The organism is Candidatus Neomarinimicrobiota bacterium, from assembly GCA_016784545.1.
Classification (GTDB): Bacteria; Fidelibacterota; UBA8477; order UBA8477; family JABMPR01; genus JABMPR01.
In genome coordinates this window covers 16508-36456 of record JADHUM010000022.1, presented here as the reverse complement: position 1 = coordinate 36456, position 19949 = coordinate 16508, and the positions used below count along the sequence as shown (strand labels likewise).

At 44.9% G+C, this 19949-nt stretch carries 15 protein-coding genes; 14 read left to right on the top strand and 1 reads right to left on the bottom strand.

All coding sequences use genetic code 11. The features are described 5' to 3' along the window. Positions 1–3: 3 nt before the first annotated feature. The 11 genes from ISR87_06575 to ISR87_06525 all read left to right on the top strand — a co-directional run bounded on the left by ISR87_06575 (position 4) and on the right by ISR87_06525 (position 12973). Positions 4–1308 (top strand): nucleoside transporter, encoded by a 1305-nt coding sequence (locus tag ISR87_06575; GenBank protein ID MBL7025107.1) that lies wholly within the window; start codon positions 4–6, stop codon positions 1306–1308. A gap of 14 nt (positions 1309–1322) precedes the next feature. After that, a complete protein-coding gene (locus ISR87_06570; protein ID MBL7025106.1) occupies positions 1323–2246 on the top strand; it encodes a hypothetical protein in 924 nt (307 codons plus the stop codon). 22 nt (positions 2247–2268) lie between these two features. After that, positions 2269–3648 (top strand): metallophosphoesterase, encoded by a 1380-nt coding sequence (locus ISR87_06565; GenBank protein ID MBL7025105.1) that lies wholly within the window; start codon positions 2269–2271, stop codon positions 3646–3648. 40 nt (positions 3649–3688) lie between these two features. Continuing rightward, a complete protein-coding gene (locus tag ISR87_06560; GenBank protein MBL7025104.1) occupies positions 3689–4447 on the top strand; it encodes a GntR family transcriptional regulator in 759 nt (252 codons plus the stop codon). 275 nt (positions 4448–4722) lie between these two features. Further along, positions 4723–7179, top strand: a complete 2457-nt coding sequence (locus tag ISR87_06555; protein ID MBL7025103.1) for a hypothetical protein — start codon at positions 4723–4725, stop codon at positions 7177–7179. Positions 7180–7253: 74 nt separating this feature from the next. Continuing rightward, positions 7254–8222 (top strand): aldo/keto reductase, encoded by a 969-nt coding sequence (locus ISR87_06550; GenBank protein ID MBL7025102.1) that lies wholly within the window; start codon positions 7254–7256, stop codon positions 8220–8222. A gap of 39 nt (positions 8223–8261) precedes the next feature. Then, entirely contained in the window at positions 8262–9260 is a 999-nt protein-coding gene (locus ISR87_06545) for an alcohol dehydrogenase catalytic domain-containing protein (protein MBL7025101.1), read from the top strand. 15 nt (positions 9261–9275) lie between these two features. Then, positions 9276–10067 carry a DUF1868 domain-containing protein gene (locus ISR87_06540; GenBank protein MBL7025100.1) on the top strand — a complete coding sequence of 264 codons (792 nt, stop codon included), beginning with the start codon at positions 9276–9278 and terminating at the stop codon, positions 10065–10067. Further along, positions 10045–11598 (top strand): hypothetical protein, encoded by a 1554-nt coding sequence (locus ISR87_06535; GenBank protein ID MBL7025099.1) that lies wholly within the window; start codon positions 10045–10047, stop codon positions 11596–11598. The genes ISR87_06540 and ISR87_06535 overlap by 23 nt, the downstream gene beginning before the upstream one ends. Positions 11599–11645: 47 nt before the next feature. Then, entirely contained in the window at positions 11646–12005 is a 360-nt protein-coding gene (locus tag ISR87_06530) for a hypothetical protein (GenBank protein ID MBL7025098.1), read from the top strand. 38 nt (positions 12006–12043) lie between these two features. Beyond that, positions 12044–12973 carry a glycosyl hydrolase family 32 gene (locus ISR87_06525; protein ID MBL7025097.1) on the top strand — a complete coding sequence of 310 codons (930 nt, stop codon included), beginning with the start codon at positions 12044–12046 and terminating at the stop codon, positions 12971–12973. Positions 12974–12977: 4 nt separating this feature from the next. Here ISR87_06525 and ISR87_06520 read toward each other — a convergent pair whose 3' ends face one another. Further along, positions 12978–14285 (bottom strand): glycoside hydrolase, encoded by a 1308-nt coding sequence (locus tag ISR87_06520; GenBank protein ID MBL7025096.1) that lies wholly within the window; start codon positions 14283–14285, stop codon positions 12978–12980. Between the two features lie 107 nt (positions 14286–14392). Between ISR87_06520 and ISR87_06515 the strand changes: the two genes are divergently transcribed. From ISR87_06515 to ISR87_06505, 3 genes are read left to right on the top strand one after another with little or no spacing between them, the layout of a single operon-like run. Further along, the gene (locus tag ISR87_06515) at positions 14393–15409 is read left to right on the top strand and encodes a LacI family DNA-binding transcriptional regulator (protein ID MBL7025095.1); all 1017 of its coding nucleotides are present in this window, start codon (positions 14393–14395) and stop codon (positions 15407–15409) included. Positions 15410–15413: 4 nt separating this feature from the next. After that, complete coding sequence (locus ISR87_06510) at positions 15414–17411, top strand: hypothetical protein (protein ID MBL7025094.1); 1998 nt, start codon at positions 15414–15416, stop codon at positions 17409–17411. 16 nt (positions 17412–17427) lie between these two features. Beyond that, a complete protein-coding gene (locus tag ISR87_06505; protein ID MBL7025093.1) occupies positions 17428–19923 on the top strand; it encodes a T9SS type A sorting domain-containing protein in 2496 nt (831 codons plus the stop codon). Positions 19924–19949: the final 26 nt, after the last annotated feature.

Genomic DNA, 19949 nt, shown 5'->3' with positions numbered 1-19949 from the left:
AATATGCAGTATATGGTAAACATTTTTGGAATATTTGCTCTGATGGGTATTGCCTGGGCCTTATCAAACAATAGAAAAATTGTGAATTGGCATGCGGTTGGATGGGGATTGGGTCTACAATTGATATTCGCCTTGTTTGTATTCGTTATCCCAATTGGCTCTCGCTTCTTTCTCTTTATCAATGATGTTGTCCTGGCAGTATTAGATAGTGCTTATGCAGGTACCTATTTCGTCTTTGGACCTCTGGCTGTAGGTCCTGGCAGTGTGGGCCCGGGAGGGGAAACTTCATTGGGTTTCATCCTCATTACGCAAGCCCTTCCTACGATCATATTTTTCGCCGCGCTTATGGGTATACTGTATTATTTCGGTATCATGAATAAGCTCATTCAGGGCTTTTCCTGGGTATTCACACGTCTCATGAGAATCAGTGGTGCTGAATCACTCAGCGCTTCATCAAATATTTTTGTTGGGGTCGAATCTTCATTGGTCATTAGACCACACCTGGCGGGCATGACCAAATCTGAGCTGACAACTATTCTTACTGCTGGTATGGCAACAATTGCCTCCAGTATGCTGGCAGTGTATGTATTCATGCTCAGGGATCAGTTCCCTACCATTGCGGCACATCTTGTATCAGCCTCTATCATGAATGCCCCTGCAGCGATTATCATGTCAAAACTGATTTACCCTGAAAGTGAAACGCCAGAAACCCTGGGCATACATGTAAAATCTGAGTACAAACGAGAACCAAATTTCATCGCCGCCATTATTTCAAGTTCAAATGCAGGAGTAAAGTTGATCGTAGGTATCGTAACTCTCCTTCTGGCTTTTCTTGGGCTGGTGGCTCTGGCAGATAAAATCCTCATTCTTTTTGGGTCTCAGATCAATGCTTTGTTTGGAATTGGTATCGATTGGACATTGAAAGGGCTTATGGGCTATTTGTTCTACCCCATAACTTTATTGCTTGGTGTTCCCCTTGAAGATGCAGGTCATGTAAGCAAAATAATTGGTAGCCGAGCTATCGTGACAGAAGTGACGGCATTTCAAAACCTTGCAGCGCTTCTGAAAAGTGGGGTGGTTCTCGAGCCTCGAACCGTTGTAATTACTACATACGCGCTCACTGGTTTTGCACATATCGCATCACTGGCCATATTTGTTGGTGGTATTGGCGCTCTCGTGCCAAAAAGAATTACTGACCTGTCTCGTCTTGGTTTTAGAGCTCTAATAGCCGCAACACTGGCGACCCTTCTCACGGCCTGTATTGCTGGTCTATTTTATAATCCGAATTCAGTCTTAATTAATATGTAATCTTAGAGGTAATCATGGCCAATTACTCATTTGGACTCGTTGCTCTGGCAGCTCTGTCAGGCATTTCATTTTCACTTATTGGGATCACTTTTAGAATTGGGCAGAACAGGGGGGTTATCCCATTACACATTTCCATGTGCATGGGGATAGCAGGTGCAATCTTTTTTGGTCTCCAGGTGAACTGGAGTGATTTCGGAGGGCTACCCCTTTTCGTTTGGATCATGGCACTGCTTACCACGCTAGGACAAATTGGGGCCATGCACCTCGTGCGTATCTGTCTCGGCATGGGTCCCTTGTCACCTCTGTGGTCTGCCATGAATCTGACCTTTCTCCCTGTGATTATGTATTCAGCTATCGTTTTTTCTGAGAAGATAAGTTTTACCGGGTATGCCACCCTGGTGGCAGCTGTTATATGTGTGCTTTTCGCTTCTCAAGCTGGAGACGAATCCCCAGCCAAAGATGATTCAAGCCCCAAATCTGGGCTGGGTAAAAAATCAATTTATGGTGGATTATTGCTACTGGTCCTGCTTGGCAATAGTATGGTTTTTATTGTCCTGAAAGATTTGGGAACCAGGATGATTGATACCAGTTCTGAGATGACCTATTTATCGGCATACATGCCACCCATCTACTTTCTCATGTACAGTAGTTTAGCCCTATTCTCTGGAATTACTGCCTGGATGCAGAAAGCGGTTCCCAATCGCTATTCTGATCTGGTCTGGCTGGGAATCATGGCCGCAACAGGCTCTATTTCAGGATTACTCCTTATAAAAACCTGCATGTCTTTGCCAGGCAGCCTGCTGTTCACTATCAATGGTATGTTGACCATTCTAGGAGGTGTGATAGCCTCTGTGATCTTCTTTGGTGAGTCCATGAAGCCGAGTTGGTGGGGAACCGTAGGGTTTGGTTTGTTGGCTGTATTTCTTGCCAATATGTGATAGAATAATGGGAGGGAAACTAATGCAAGTAAGAATGTTTATTCGCCATGTCCGCTTGACAGTAGTCTTTTCATCTCTTTATTTGTTGATCATTGGGGGCTGTGGAGTTGACCAATCAGTGGTAAAAATTGCCATTATGGGTGATCAGACGGGTGCTTATAACCTCGATTCAGCATATTCAGTTATGGCAACCGCCGCACAGCGAATGGGCACGCATTCACCAGATCTACTCCTCCATGTTGGTGATATGACAGAAAGCCGTGTCATGGATAGCAATGAATATGTATCCGATTTTAACCAGGCAATTGGAATAATGAAATCACTGGACATCCCCTGGTATCTCACGGCAGGAGATCATGATGTCAATCCTGGTTCCTATGAACCACAATCTGCTGACAGATCGAACGAAACACGTTTTAGAGACTTATGTATAAATGCTGGGCTACCAATGCAGGATAATCTGTATTATTCGGCTGATTTACAAGGTTACCATCTGGTTTTTTTATATTCACTTGAAAATCTTCATACAGATCCTCGTTGGGGATCGATCTTCCTGAATGGCATCTCTGAGAAACAATTGGAATGGCTTCAAAAGGATCTTGAGGATAACAAGGACGCTAAAGGAATTATTGTTGTCACCCACCATCCACACTGGTATTCATGGTCAAATTGGTATCCTGTCCACAATGTGTTGAGGGACTATCCAGTTGTTGCCGTCATCGGCGGTCATTTCCATTATGATCAGGCTGATGGCTTAATTGATGGCATTAAGTATATGGTCGTGGGCGCAACAGGCGGTGTTATAAAGGAAGCGGATGCTGAATCTGGCGGCTGTCATGAATACGCCCTGCTTAGCCTCAAGGGTGGTGACATAAGTAGCTATGAGCTCCATGAAGTATTCAGCGATTCTCTTCTTAAGGAGACTTCACGTCGATCCATGGATCGAATCCAGGCCATTTCCAGTTCCATGAGTAATATCTTTGGAGATGAGAACTTGGTGATAGGGGATGGGAAAGTCTGGTCCAGAGATGTCAATGGTAGCCTCACCCATAAAACGATCATCGATATTGAATCAATTGGAAATCCCATTGATTTGCCTGTAGAATTAGCAATTAACCCCCTGGGTCCTTATTTGGGATCACCCCGGTGGGTGGGAAGCAAAGTGGGGAACAGAGGAGATACATCTATTACTCTGGAACCAGGTGAAAAAATTGGTTGGGCAAACTACTCCAATACCGGACAATGGCATAAACCGGCTGCTATCTGGCAAACAGACATCGCAGTTGATTCACTATTAACGGAGCACCCTTCAACCCTTGGTGTAAGAATCAAGATGGAATTTGTGGATATACAACCACGCTGGATTGCTACAAATATTCTTTTCCCACTCAGGGAAAAGTAGAGTCCTGGTAAACCATCTAAACCTTTAAGGATATACTGGATTGACTATACACAAATTAATATTGAACAAAATAGAATTTAATCGGAATGGAATAATTCCCATCTACTATCAATTGCAAGAGGCTTTATGGGAAAGCATCGAAGATGGCATCTATAAGCCCCATGACAAATTACCGTCTGAAAATGAAATTTGTGCTCAGCTCCATGTGAGTAGAAATACGGCCCAGAGAGCACTGAAAGCTATAGTGGACAAAGGTGCAGCTTACAGGGTTCAAGGCCGGGGAACGTTTGTAACGGATAAATCCATAACCTTCAGTGTTACTGCAAAACTTAGTTTTTCTTCGGAAATCATCGGTCTGACAAAGAAAATTCAGACAATTCTGAATTTCTCAAAAAATCAGAGTGCATCCCCACACATAGCCCGACTTCTTGAAATAGAGGAAGGCGAACAAGTCACAACGATTCAGCGTATTCGACAGGTTGATGGCACTTCCACGGCACTGATGACTTCATATATTCCTCAAAAATTGGTCCCGGGGCTGATAGATACGCTGGTGCCCGAGGCGTCTCTTTATAAAACCGTAAAAGATAGATATGGACTTGAAGTTTTATCAGCAACTGAAACGCTAAAGACGGTAAATGCTAATGAATATGAAGCCCATCTATTAAATATTGCAGAGCGGGATGCGGTCTTTCTGATTGAGCGAATAAGCAAATCTACGGCAGGACATGTCCTGGAATTGGCAAGAACAGTCCTGCGTGGGGATATTAGTAAATTTTATTTAGAATTAGGTGAGTAGGCTTAAAGTCAGCACTTACCAAGTAGTGAATAACTCTTAAGCTACTGTATCATTAAATCTCATTATTTGGATGGTGTTAGGTAGTCCTTGAGTTCGGCTTGACTTTTGGAATGCTTACGTCCATTGGACCTATGGAGTGCTATAGTTTTCTCAATGAAATCTTCCTTGCGACAGGATGACTGTGAGGTTATGCTAATATCATAGATCTAATCACATTTCATTATCTCGGCCCGGCGCACATACTTTGTGCTCAGACAGAAAGGCGGGAATCAAAAATGACCAGCTTGAAATCAACTCTGCGCATGAATGGATACCTGGTGTTTATACTCTGCCTGGGTATCCTCTCCTGCTCCCAGGAATCCTCTCCAGCATCTGTTCAACAAACTTTTGATAAAGGCTATGGTCAAATCGAGGTTGGAGGTCCCTATGCTGGTGTAGAATTTCACAAGAGCCGACCCGTCCCATCGCGTGTATCCTTCTATTATCCCGTGGCCAACAGTCTGGACCTTAGTACGGATTACTGGAAGAGATATAATTCTCAGCCACTAACTATTACCGTATTCACGGCGAGCGATTCCTTCAGTATTGGGACTGAGGGATGGAAGTATACTTATGGTCCTCATTTTGTTGAATTTGAAAAACGAGTAAATGACTATAATGTAAAAATATCCTATCGCTTTGGAGGTGATTTACCCATTGTTGCCCTGGCAATGGATATATCTGGTACTTCTAGTTCTCAGATCATCGAAAAAGTGACGGTGAGATGGGCACTCAGTCTGCGCACCAGTCATGCCTACCGCTGGCTCAATGACCCTCAACTGGAAGCCTTGCCTGGAAATGATTTTGCCGTCAGTTATTCCGATTCAGGCAGTGCCAATGCAGCTTTATTTATTTCCAATGTCACCAAAAATGCCCCATCCTGGCAACTCGATGTGGGAAGTAAGCCTGCAGTTGAGTTCAGCTACATGGTAAACCAAAATCCTCAAGCATTTCATCTGGACCAAATTATCGGCATGTGTAAAAGTGTTGAACTGGAAAGCATGGTTCCCAGGGTTAACAAGGACTGGCAAAACAGTATCAATCAATATGAGCAGGAAGTAAACGCATACGCCACAGGGGAGACCCGACTCAAAGTGAATGATGAAGCGCTTCAGAATACTGCGTATTGGTCTAAAGCTATTCAGAGAGCAAACAGGCATTTTATCGATGGATCGCTTATGCCCATGCCCTGTCCGGCAGAGTACAACTTTTTCTTTACCCATGACCTTCTGCTCACGGGCCTGGGTGTCGTTAAATATGATCTCGAGTATATCAGCGAAGGTTACAAATTCTTGCTGGAACGTACCAAAGCGGACCACGTCTTACCACATGCCTATTACTGGCGTGAAGGCGAATTTGTTACTGAGTACTGCAATTCTGATAACTGGAACCATCTCTGGATTGTGATCTCGGCTGCAAGTTATCTCAAGCACAGTGCTGACAAGGAGCTGGTCTCAGAACTTTATCCCATACTGGAACGCAGCATCAATCTTATGCTGGAAAATCTGGGTGAAGATGGTTTGATGTACGCCAAACGTCCCGACTGGTGGGATATTGGGAATGTGTATGGACCTCGCACATATATCACTGTTCTCACGGGTAAGGCCTTAAAAGATTTTGTATATATCAGCCACACCCTTGAAAAAAGTACAGAGCTGCTTCCGGCATATCTGAAGATTGCGGAAAACTTGGAAGATGAATTGGTCAAACAATTATGGAGTGATGAGTACAAGTATCTCATGAATATCATGGATGATGGAGAAATTGACTCCCATTATTATACGGGTTCCATGCTGGCAGTTGTTTATGGGATGTTGGACCAAGTGCACAGCAGAGCATTGATGGAGACAGTAAAGGATACACTGCTTGACAAGCACCTGGGCGTCCGCAACGCCATGCCCCCGGACTTTCATTTACTGGGTGACCGTTATCATTTCGCTGGCAACGAAGCTGGGGAACAGTGGGTTTACTTTAATGGGGGTGTCTGGCCCCAGGGGAATGCCTGGTATGTGAATGCCCTATGTGCTTCAGGGCAATATGAATTAGCTCTCAGCGCCATGAAGGATTTCATGACCATTGAGGGGATTGCTGCCAGCCCTAATGGAACGCCCTCGTTTTATGAATACCGTCGCACAGATCCAAATTCACCAAGATATGGGGAAATTGATAAACCCACATTTCTCTGGGCCGGGGGTTTTTATCTACAGTCACTATATCAGTTGCTGGGATTCAGAGAAAATTCATGGAACCAGTATTTTCATGTGGGTATACCAGAAAGTCTTGCGGAAACTGAAGCTGATTTATTCATCCAGGGCTCACTCTGTAGAGTTGAGACAAATGGCAAGGGTAAGTGGTTTGAGCAAATCTGGGTGGATGGGGAAAGATCATATTCTGCTGTAATATCCAAACCTGCCCGGAAGATTAAATTGGTGAGGGGAAAACTAATAAGTCCTTATCTGGCCAGTGCAGATGCAGAGATACTGGCAGTCCAGATGAGAGATTCTGTGCTAACAATCGATTTCCAGGGGGTTGTTGATCAACATTTCAATTTCGAGCTGGCATCTCCACAGCGTTTGTCCCTTTTAAATGTTGTTGATGCAACGACTATATCGGAAATAGGTCCCCAATTCTTTCAGGTTGAAGGGATGCTAAGGGAAAGCGTCAATCGCATCGAACTGCGAGTGGGGAAATAGACATAAAAATGTAAAACCTGGGGAAATCAATTCTTTAGTACTGAACAGTATTAACTTAAATCAGGAGAAAATAAATGGAATACACCCATCTCGGGAGAACCGGATTGAGCGTCAGCAGGCTATGTCTTGGCACCATGAATTTCGGTCCCCATACTGCAGAAAAAGAGAGTTTTGAAATTATGGATCACGCCCAGGAAGTTGGGCTCAATTTTATTGATACAGCTGATGTCTATGGCTGGAAGCTCGGTGAAGGTATCACGGAGCAAATTGTGGGTCGCTGGATAGCGGCATCTGGGAAACGGGATGATATTGTCCTGGGCACAAAAGTATATGGCAAAATGGGGAAGGGTATCAATGATCGTGGACTTTCAGCCTATCACATCATCCAAGCCTGTGAAGCAAGTTTAAAGCGTCTCAAAACGGATCATATTGATCTTTACCAGATGCATCATATCGATCGCACCACGCCTTGGGATGAAATCTGGCAGGCCATGGAATTACTTGTTCAACAGGGCAAGGTCCTCTATGTGGGCAGTAGCAATTTTGCAGCAATTGATATTGTCAAGGCTCAGTATGAAGCCAAAAACCGTCACTTCCTGGGACTGGTATCTGAACAAAGTTTGTATAATCTTCAAACCCGGACAGTTGAGTTGGAGCTTATCCCGGCCTGCCTTGAATATGGTATTGGCTTAATACCCTGGAGCCCGCTGGCTGGTGGACTTCTGGGTGGCATTCTGGGACCTGGCGATAAGGTTCGTCGCCAGGAGGAATCCAGGACCGCCATGATTGAGAAACATCGGAATCAAATCGAACGCTACGAGGCGTTCTGCAGCGACCTGGGGAAAGCCCCGGCAAAAGTTGCCCTGGCCTGGCTGTTGAGTCAACCTGCCGTCACTGCTCCCATTATCGGACCAAGAACCATGAATCAGTTCAAGGATGCACTGCAGTCTCTTGAAATAAAATTAACCGAGGAGCAATTGCTCACTCTGGATGAGATTTGGCCAGGTCCTGGAGGACATGCTCCTGAGGCCTATGCCTGGTAATTCATACGCATCTTCAGAGAGAACTTGAGAATATTAAGCATGCGTGTTATCGAGATAACGACACCAGGGGTCATTAAACTTTCGAATGCGGACACACCCAGCCCTGTAAGAAACCAAATTTTAATCCGAGTAAAGGCGAGTGGAATCTGTGGTACCGATGTTCATATTGCTGGTGGTGGATACCTGGGTGCTTACCCTGTTATTCCGGGACACGAATTTTCAGGTGATGTGATAGCTGTCGGTGATGAGGTAAGCAGATTCAAGTCAGGAGATCGGGTTGCAGTAGAGCCGAACCTAGCCTGCGGAAATTGTGAATATTGCCTTCAGGCGAGATTCAACCATTGTCTGAATTGGCAGGCCATCGGTGTAACACTTCCCGGTGGTATGGCTGAGTATGTACTCGTACCCGAGGACAATGTGTTCAATATTCATAATCTGGACTATGAAATTGCTGCCTTCATGGAACCACTTTCATGCATTCTCCATGGATTTGCCAAGTTGGTCTCAAACCCCTCGGCAGCAGTGCTGGTGATGGGGGCAGGTCCCATTGGAGTTATGTTTGCCCAGGTGTTGAAGCATGCTGGATTTAACAACATGCGGATACTGGAGCGTCAAACAGGCCGAGCTGCGCTAGCAGGCAAACTCCTGGGGCTGGGTGCAGACTCATCGAGCTCAAACTATTCAGCAGAACAATTTGATCTTATTGTGGATGCTACAGGGTCCATAACCCTTATGGAAATGGCATTGAATCTGGTTCGGAAGGGCGGCGAAATCCTCTATTTTGGTGTTCCTCCCAGGCAGCAAAATCTGGCAATCGATCCCTTTCAACTCTTTGAAAAGGGGCTTACACTACATACTTCATATACATCTGTGAACAATTCAAGGGCAGCCCTGAAACTGCTTTCACAGGGTCGAGTCATCGTCGATGAATTGATCTCACACCGGTTGGTCCTGGAGGAATTTAAACCAGGGATTGACCTTATTGTGCAGGGGCAGAGTGGTGTCAATAAAATCATGATCTATCCGCAGATCGCATGAATCATGGTTGAGCAAATGGAGCAGTCCACACTTTATAATGCCCGCTTGGATACCTGGAGCTTAAATCACTTCACTGGTGATCATTTGGGTGACCTTTCTCAAAAATTTACTCCTGATGGGGGGGCAAAAGCCTTCTACGGTCTGACGGTAGTGGCGTTTATTGAGTCAGAATCGTTGTTGCATAAAAAAATATGTGATTTTCAAAATAAGATAGCAGCTGCTTTGGAATCCGCAGGTGTTGGACACGTTTTCAGTATGCTCGAACCCTTATCCTTCCATATGACTATATGTGATATTGTCGCCGGATCTGCTCCCTTAGAACCTGCAAAATTGCTCGATATAGTTGAGGCCGGTCGTAGACTTTTTCCCAAACTGGGGATGGATTCCAAATTATCCTGTCAATTGACAGGTCTGGGTGTGGATATGAGTCTGGTTTTGCTTGCTGAATTCGAATCTGATGCATCTCTAAAACAATGTCTACATCTTGAAAAACAGCTCAAAAAGGGTTTTCAAGTGGACGAAAGATCATTTTTAGGTCATGTCAGTCTTGCATATTTCGTTCAACAACCGGGGACTCAGCTTAATAGAATTAAACAGGTCCTTGCTCCCTTCAGCGAGGAAGCGCTGGGTGAATTTAACTTCAATAAGATTAGCCTATGTCACTTCAGTGATATGAACACCTATACGCCGCTCATTTCTTTTGATCTGCTCGATAGAAGTTTCGAACACCACCCCAACAACCTCCATACGTTTATGCCCGCAACCGAAAGCCTCCAGGAAAATCATGAATCCCTATCTGAAGATTGATCAGCCAACCCAATCACTACATGTTGTTGATTTAAAAAACGACAGGATGGATGGACAAATAGCTGCCTGTGGTCTCCAGGGTATTATCAACCGTGACTCCACAAATAAACTCTATGTGGTCAATACCTATTGTTTCGACAATTTAAGGGGTGGAGAAACCCAGATTCAGATTGGGGAACGCTATCTGAGCATTCTTTTCCCAGATATTCCGCAAGCAAGACTGATACCCGATTCAAACCCACTTTGGCCTGGTTTATTTGCAATATTGCATCGATTTCATCGGGTCATTAAAGGACTGATCCTTTGGGATCCTGCACTGGAGGGTGCTACCATTGAGGCTGCCACCACTTTAGCAGGACAAACAGATGGTCTTATCTGTTCACCGGAGCTTGCTGAGGCCTTGGAGGGTTGGAATTTTCCCATTATAAAAGATTTTCGCGAGGATGCCTTCGTCAATAATATGGAATGTCTGGATTGGCTGTTAGAGAACTGCTTTGAAAAGAGTGAGCAAAGATTTGCCTTTACCTGGTCACACATGACGACTGACTCCCACAGTTGGGGAGCCGCAAATAAGGATTACGTCACCGCTTTAGGATTATTTAGCTTTTATTTAGATGGGAGTGTTGAGGAGGAGCGGGAAGCCTACAAGCGTGTATTGCTTCGATATCCAAAGGGCACAGCCATCCTGGGTTGGGCAGATGAAAAATGGGCCGATGCCTTCTTTGCTCAAACAGGTTATTTTATGGTACCCTACATTTCTGTGGAAAATCTGACTGTGCACGCTTCATTCCCATCAACCCGAGGGTTACAAGTTCCTCCCAAACCGGCCGAGCTTCTCCCCAATGGTGTGTATATCGCCATGCATGTGGCAGATGGTGACAATCTCCTCCACAGCATGGTCTATGAACCAGATTGTATCATGCGCAGTGAAGCCTACGGTGAAATTCCCATGACCTGGATTATTAATCCGGGACTGGTAGATCTAGCGCCACGTTTGTTCGATTGGTACTATCAGGGAATGGGCAATCAGGAAATGGCGGCCATGCTCAGCGATGGGCATCCGTTTAGCGACCGCTATGAAGCTTTTCATCAGTACTGCAATTTTTGCCGCCATTATCTAAAAGCGGCAGGCATGCTCACCCTTAAGCAGATGGAAGAATCCGAGGCTGTGGCCTGGAATGTGCAGCCATACGTCATGAATAGCGGGTATGCTGGCACTTGTCCAAAAGGCATCGGCGTACACGACTACCATATGGATGGTGAATGTTTTCATATTGGCAGTACAAAACACACCGATGCTCAAAGCATACGCACCCTTGTGAAAAATGCTCCTGAAAGGGGTCCGCTATTCTTCAACATATTCTGTGGAACTGCCATTATTGATTTACCCAAACTGGTATCCGATATCGCCAAAGAATTATGGTCAGTACAGGAGCAAGATGGCGTGAAATATTTTTTTCTGCGCAGTATGGATATGGCAGCTACCTATCGGGTCTTTAAGAATTTGCCGGTGAAACCTGTTTTGCAATGATTAATGGGCATGTCCTCTAGAATGATTAACGGATTGGAGATCAGTTTATGTTCACAGGACTGATTTTAAAAGAAAGTCTTGAAAATGCTGATGTTTTGCATGACCACAGGATAACTATAACCAAAGAGGAAAGCTGGAACGTTGGTAAACGTGCTGTTAATTGGCAACCAAAAATTTGGACAGCGATATATGTCGAAGGTTTAGAAGCAGACATGGCAGAATTTGCAGTGACAGTTTCTCATTCAATTTTGAATAAATGGTATGCTAACTTGTCAGATTCAAACAGCGAGTATGTCATATTTCATAAGAAAATATTTACTTATCCAAGGGAAGACAATGAGACCAAGCAAAAGGCCCAGCATTACGGAAAATCCATGGGTGTGCCTGATCATCAATTGGACTGGTAATCAAAGAATTAACTGCGAGTATAACAACTGAGGATCACATGCTTGAATTTGTTGACAAATGGGTCTGGGATTTCTGGCTATACAAGGAGGATGATCAGCATCACATTTTCTTCCTCCAGGCACCCAAATCATTGGGAGATGAACGGCTCAGACATTTTAATGCATCAATTGGTCATGCCAGATCAACGGATCTGATTAAATGGGAAATTCTACCTGATGCGCTTGCCCCTGGAGCCCGAGGTGAGTGGGATGATGAAGCCACCTGGACTGGCTGCACCTATAAAAATGGCGATACATACTATCTGTTTTATACAGGTGTGAATAAAAGGGAAAAGGGATTGGTTCAAAGGATTGGCCTTGCTACATCTAAGGATCTGATTCATTGGGATAAGTATTCTGGAAATCCAATTATTGAAGCTGATCCGCGATGGTATGAACTTCTCGATCTGGATGCCTGGCATGATCAGGCCTGGCGCGACCCCTGGGTTTTTGAGTATGGAGGTGAATTCCACGCCTATATCACTGCGCGGGTAAACGCTGGAATACCGGATGGTAGGGGAGTCATCGCTCATGCTGTTTCCAATGACCTGCTCAATTGGAAAGTTCAACCACCTGTAACACAACCTGGTCATTTTGGGCAACTGGAGGTTCCACAGCTTATTGAAGTTGATTCAAAGACCCATTTGCTTTTCAGCACCGATAGGTTTACACATTCAAAAGCCCTTCTGGATCGGACAAATAAACCACCCGTGACGGGATTCGCCTCTTATCACGGAGATACACCCCTGGGACCATTCACACATACCGATGATCCCTGGTTGTTTAGCGATAAGAATGGGCTGCTATATAGCGGGAAGTTTATCGATTCAAGTGAGGCAGGCTGGAGGCTTATGGCTTTTGAAAATTATGGTAACGATGGCGAATTTATCGGTCGTATACCTGATCCATTTACAGTAAAGAAGCGCTGAGGGTTCAGCTATATCCCGATTCAATCAAATCCAGTACCAGCGCTGCAGTCCATGAAAAATTATCACTGCCCAAACCCTGACCCGTATCAGAATTAAAGTATTCAAAGAATCCGAATTTATCCACCAGATCAAGCGTCTCATGGGCCAGACATTTCGCCAGTTGTGGACGATTGTATTTTTCCAAACCCTTAGTGATCATCCAGTTTGTGTTGATCCAAACAGGTCCGCGCCAATAGCATTCCAGATCAAAATCAGCGCTGCTTCTAGCTTGGGTGCAGATACCCCAACCCTTTTCAGGCCAATAGTCTTGAGACTGCAGTCTGGAAATTATGGCTTCAGCTTTTTCAGCTGGGGGTATCCCGGCAAAGAGGGGTAGAAACTGGCTGATATTGTCGGTCTCAATCAGAGCATTTCCACTCAAGTCATAATCCAGATACCTCTGAGAATCCTTGTCCCATAGCTTGTTTTCAAAGCTTTCCAGACTTTGTTGGATTCTTTGGTTAATTTTGTCACTCGGCATATCCACAAGTTTAGCGATCCTGGACAAGGCCTTCATGGATTCCAGCTGAAGCACATTGAAGAGGACTGACTGGACTTGAAACAGATTTAGGTCCAGGATTTTTGACTGGTCCCAGTTCACACCGGCATAGGCTTGAACCAGATAAGAGTAGCGGGAGTATTCATCATCGCTGGGTCGCTGATTTGCCGGTATGTCCTTTTTATCCTTGCGCATGAATTCGGGCTTAAACTTCATTTCAAAATTATTGAGGGGAATATCCCAACAGGGAGAGTTGTCCATACCACTTTCCCAGGGATGACAAATAAAGGAAAGCCCACCCTGAGAGGGGTCACGTTCGTTATAGAGGAAATTTGTTTCTTTTAATAATGCAGGGTAGATCTCCGATAGGAAAGCTAGATCTGCAGGAGATTTGGCTGAATTCTCATAGACCCCCAGAGCTGCCTGTGCAAGGACGGGGGGTTGGGTAATGCCACTGGTTCGAATTGTGGCTGGGGCGTCTGTAATTTGTGTCCCCCAATATTCAGGACCGGGATGGTAATTGATAGCCTCTGGGTTAAAAACAATGTGCGGGATCATTCCTGTTTCCCACTGAGCCTGTACCATGGATTTGATTTCCGTTTGAGCCCGATTTGTATCGGAATGTGATAGACCAAGAGCAATAAATGCTGAATCCCAGTTCCATTGGTGAGGGTATAGTTTGGGGGAGGGTTTGGTGGAAGTCCCCAGGTCATTCAACTTCAGGATGCCCCGGGCCCGTAATGCCAACCCTTGCAAGTCTATGTTATTATACAATCAAGGCTCCTGAATTTAGGTAAACATTAAAGGTTGACATCTAAACAAATATAAATATCTTTAAACCGATTTAAATAACTTTAATAAAACTTTAAGACTTTTTGGAAATGAAACCTACCATTAAGATGATCGCGGACCAAGCCGGTGTTTCCACCGCTACCGTTTCGCTTGTCCTTAATAGTCGTCCCGGTGTAAACGCTGAGACACGTAAGCTGGTTCAGGAAACCATAAAAAAACTAGATTATCATCCAAAGCGGTCTGCCAGCCAATTGGCTCGTAAAACCACAGGGAATATCGGATTTATTATCTGGGAAGATCACTTCTCTGAGATAGAGATGTTCTACTCCCAATGTTTCCTGGGCATGGAGCTGGCTACCCGAGACAGTGATTATTATATCCTGTTAACAACCGTAAAGCTGGATTTTAATACATCAACTGATTTGCCGCGTTTCCTTAAATTTAATGATGTGGACGGCGTTGTGCTTGCCGGAAGAGTCCCTCATAATCTGGTTGCCTTGCTTGAAAAACGTAAAATTCCATTTGTTCTGCTTGATTATGACATACCCGGCAAAAATTATAACAAGGTACTGGTTGACAATTACAACGGTGTATACACTGCAATCCAAGAATTAGCAAAAGCAAAGCGGAAACATATTGCATACGTTGGTGGATCAGCAGACCACCCTTCAATTAGGGAACGCTATAGAGCATATGTAGCAGCAAATCGAGATTTGGGGTTGATATCTGAAGGACAGATTTCTGACCTCGTATTTCAATCGAATCAAGAAATTACCCGTGAATCAGGCATCGAAGGTATGAGACAATTATTGGCAAAGAAAATGCCCATCGATGCCGTCTTCTGTGCCAATGACACGCTGGCCATTGGTGTCATGGAAGAGTTGAGACGCCAGAAAATAGAGGTGCCAGGAGATATCGCAGTCATAGGATTCGATGATATCTATGCTGCTCGTTTTCACTCACCGCCTCTTTCGACTGTCCACGTGCCCAAAATGGATCTGGGTAAAGAAGCTTATAAACTCCTTATAGAAATAATAAACAATACAGCACAAAGACCACAGACCAGAACCATCGGTGTAGGGTGCGTGTGTAGAGATACTTCCTAATAAGATGAACCTGCTGAGTAATAATCCCTTCAAGATTGGCGTCAATTACTGGCCCGCTTCCACTGCGATAAAAATGTGGTCAGAATGGGATTCAGCAGAGGTCCTCCACGATTTCCATCAAATGAGCGATGCAGGTATAGACCTGGTCCGCTTTTTCCTGTTTACCCCCGATTTTGTAAAGCAGGGTCAGATTGATCCCCAACAATTAGAGCATTATAGGAGCGTTCTGACTCATCTTGAGGCGGCTGACCTGCAGGCCCTGCCAACGCTATTTGTAGGGCATATGTCTGGTCAAAATTATCGCGTGGATGGTTGGGATGATGACCATTTCTTCTCTGATCCTCAGGTGTTAGCAGAACAAAAAGCATTCATCAAAACCATTCTGGATCTTTCTGCTCATTCAAAACAGATCGCTGGGTGGTGCCTGTCAAATGAGATGCCCAATGACTTCCCAGGAAAAAATGCTGACGAAGTTACCAAGTGGTTTACGGAGATTATCAGGTTCATCAAGGAAAATGATTCCAGACCTGTCGTGATAGGTGATGGGGTGTGGTCGCCTGAGATAACTGGTATCGGCAGGGAAAATAATTTAGAGCCTTCTACCCATTACAAATTGAGGGAGCTAGCGCCTCTACAAGACATTCTAGGTGTCCATTTTTATCCACGTTATGACGACTATTGGCCACAGGCCTATACTTCGGGATTTAGAATTCTCATGGCCAAATCCTGGAAAAAGGAAATATTTCTGGAGGAGTTTGGACACTCCATCTCCATGGGTTCTGAGGAGAACCAGGCTCTGTATTACAAGGAGGTCATTTTTTCAGCATTGCAAGCAGGGGCAACAGCTGCCCTGAATTGGTGTTGGACCGATTTTGAGAAGTCAAATTTAAGACCCTATCTCCACAATACTTTTGAAAATCGATTTGGTCTACGTCGATCTGATGGAAGTTTTCGACCCGCATTGGATGAAATGCAGAAAATTTCACATCTTTCTCAGGAATTGTCTGCAGACAATTGGGAACTGGCTCCTCGCGACAGCTATTTGATCATTCCCTCCAACTTTTATTATCCATACCCCTTTGATTGGGATCGGGATACTGACGAAAAATACGATTTATATCTACATACTTACGGCGCACTGGCCAGTTCCGGTGCTTTGCCAACGTGTATACATGAACCTGGAGTTGAATACCGTTCCCAGGATCATGACATCCACTTCACGCATCACGCCTCCTTCGTGTTAACGCAAGCCACTTTGTGGCTACCTGCATTGAAACGGCTGAGTGCGCCATTTTGGGAGCAAATCCTGAAAAATGTAGATACTGGGGGAGTGCTTTACACAAGTTTCGCTAATGATCACTGGATGGTGGATCTGGATGAAATAATGGGTGTGGAATCAAATTTGCGTTTTGGTCTCCCTGATTTTTATCCTGATGAGACCATGACCATCTCCAGCCCCTGTTCATGGGGTCCTTTCGGAACCACATCAATAAACATCGATCTGGGTTTTTTAAAAAACATGCGCTCCCTGGCCTATCTACCTGCTGAAGTAAAATCTGCTGATGTGTTATTGCAAGACGACCAAGGCCGTCCTGTCTTGGTGAGAAAAGCCCGAGGATTGGGCTTTATTTATTTTTCACTCTTCCCTTTTGAGATGCTCATGATGCAATCCTGCCACGATGATCATCGGGATCTGATCACCATGATTTATGCTGCCATTCGAGAAGAGAATATGAGTGCAGGTTCCAGCTGTGTTAACTCAGCTGGCGAATTTATGCGCTTCACGCGCAACCATGAAACCAAAGAATTTTTGTTTAATCACGCCTGGGAGCCACGTGCTTTCGACGTGCGATTGAGGAATAAAACGAAAACCATCAAGAATTTTCGGGTTGAATTGCCCCCGAAGTCTTTTTGTCAAGTCGTAGATACTGAACAAGCTGTAGCCAGGGAAACGGAGGATGCACTTGTGGGGAGTATCACGGAAAACCACAATGGCAATTAATAGAAGGAGAAAGAAAATGGCTATGCGTAAAATCGCTACCACGTTACTCCTGGTCTTACTGAGTTTTGTCTTTGCAGAAGAAAATCTGTTAGTCAATCCTAGTATGGAAGACCAGACACCAGCTTTCTGGACGCCCCTTAACGGTACTTTTGGTACTGATGTTGGTGTGACAGATGCAGCAATGGCTTATGGAGGGATGCATTCATTCATGATTACCAAAGCCGCCGTTGGTGCCAATATGGTTGGATGGCAATCTGCCAACAATGCCAACCTGTATTGGAATAATGCTCAGGCAGGTACCTACAATGTTGGTGCCATGGTAAAATTGGCCGGTGTGAATACTAGCCCAGCCAATGATGATGCCAAAATTGGTGTCATGTTTGAATTCCTGGATGGATCAGGCAATGTGCTGGGCACAGAAAATGTCTGGGCTGACCAGACTGCTGCCGACGCAGATTGGGCTGAGCTCTCAGCTATCACTATTATCAGTGCCGAACCAGCAGAAGTAAATATCAAACTCATTATGGGTAAGGATGCTACTGGAACTGCTTATTTTGATAATGTGGGCTGTAACACCACTCCTGATTGGAGCATGGGTCCATTTAATGGCAATGCTGAAACCATCACGGGTTGGCTGAACTGGTATGCAGGTGACAATGGTTCCTATGGTACCGTTACCAATAATGATGCACATACAGGTTCCTATTCAGCAGAACTCTTTAAACCAGATACTACCAGTTCGACCTCTGAGATCGTTTATTACTCGATTCCAGTTCCTGCCGTAGCAGGCGATTGGTACAAAATCGGTGTCTGGGTAAAGACTGTTGGCGTGAATTTCGATGGTGCCTTTGAAGGTACCTTTATTCGCAAAGAACGTCTGGATGAACGTCTCGGCCTATGCTTTTTCTTCCATAACGATGCAGTTCTGGATGAAGGCTTCAACACCACAGGCGGAGACAAATATGTCTATGTCGATCAAGTGACCACAGATAATGACTGGACCTATTATACCGTCATGGAACGTGCTCCAGAAGATGCCACTGGTATCTCAGTAAGGGCTCGTTTTACCTCAAGTCCTACAGGACTCGCCTATTTTGATGATTTCTCAGTAGTACATATGAGTGAAGTTGGCGGTGAGGAACTGTTGAGTAATACTGGTATGGAAGATCAGCTACCAGCCTTCTGGTCACCACTGAACGGTACTTTTGGTACCGATGTTGGTGTAACAGATGCAGCAATGGCCTACGGCGGCATGCACTCATTCATGATCACCAAAGCGGCAGCTACTGCCAATATGGTGGGTTGGATGTCTGCTGATAATGCCAATCTATACTGGAACAATGCTCAGGCCGGTACCTATAATGTCGGTGCCATGGTCAAATTAGCCGGTGTGAATACTAGTCCCGCCAGTGATGATGCCAAAATTGGTGTTATGTTTGAATTCTTGGATGGATCAGGCAATGTGCTGGGCACAGAAAATGTCTGGGCTGACCAGACTGCTGCCGACGCAGATTGGGCTGAGCTTTCAGCCGTTACCATTGTCAGTGCAGAACCAGCAAGCGTTAACATTAAGCTCGTCATGGGTAAAGATGCCACGGGAACTGCTTATTTTGATAACGTATCCTGTAACACCACTCCTGATTGGAGCATGGGTCCATTTAATGGCAATGCTGAAACTATCACGGGTTGGCTGAACTGGTACGCCGGTGACAATGGTTCCTATGGTACCGTCACCAACAATGAAGCCCACAGCGGTAGCTATGCCCAGGAACTTTATAAACCAGATACAACCAGCTCAACCTCTGAGATCGTATATTATTCGATCCCTTATCCTGTTGAAGCTGGTGAATGGTATAAAGTTGGTGTTTGGGTTAAGACTGTAGGTGTGAATTTCGACGGTTCCTTTGAACCTACCTATACTCGAAGGGAACGTCTTGATGAACGTCTGGGCCTCTGCTATTTCTTCCATAACGATGTCGTTCTGGATGAAGGCTTTAACACTACAGGTGGCGATAAATACGTCTATGTTGATCAGACAACCGCCGATAGTGACTGGTCATTTTATGAAGTTGCCGAGCAGGCTCCAGAAGATGCTACAGGAATTTCTGTTAGGGCTCGTTTTACCTCAAGTCCTACAGGAACAGCCTATTTTGACGATTATACTGTCAAGCATTTGATTGAAGCTCCAGGTGGTGTTGCCATTGATCCAGATTTTGATGTGGCAATAAATCCAAGTGAGTACCGACTGAATCAGAATTATCCCAATCCTTTCAATCCAAGCACCACTATTGGATATAGTGTTCCTCAGGATGGGCTGATCAGTTTGGATATTTACAATGTTGTCGGTCAGAAGATCAAGACCCTCTACACTGGATATCAATCAGCTGGTAGTCACAGCCTCGTTTGGGATGCAACCAATGCATCTGGCGAAGCCGTGCCAACAGGCATTTACATCTACTCTTTGAACGGTGCAAACGCACACGTCACTCAAAAGATGGTTCTGATTAGATAGTTTTTCTCATCTAATCTGTACACTAT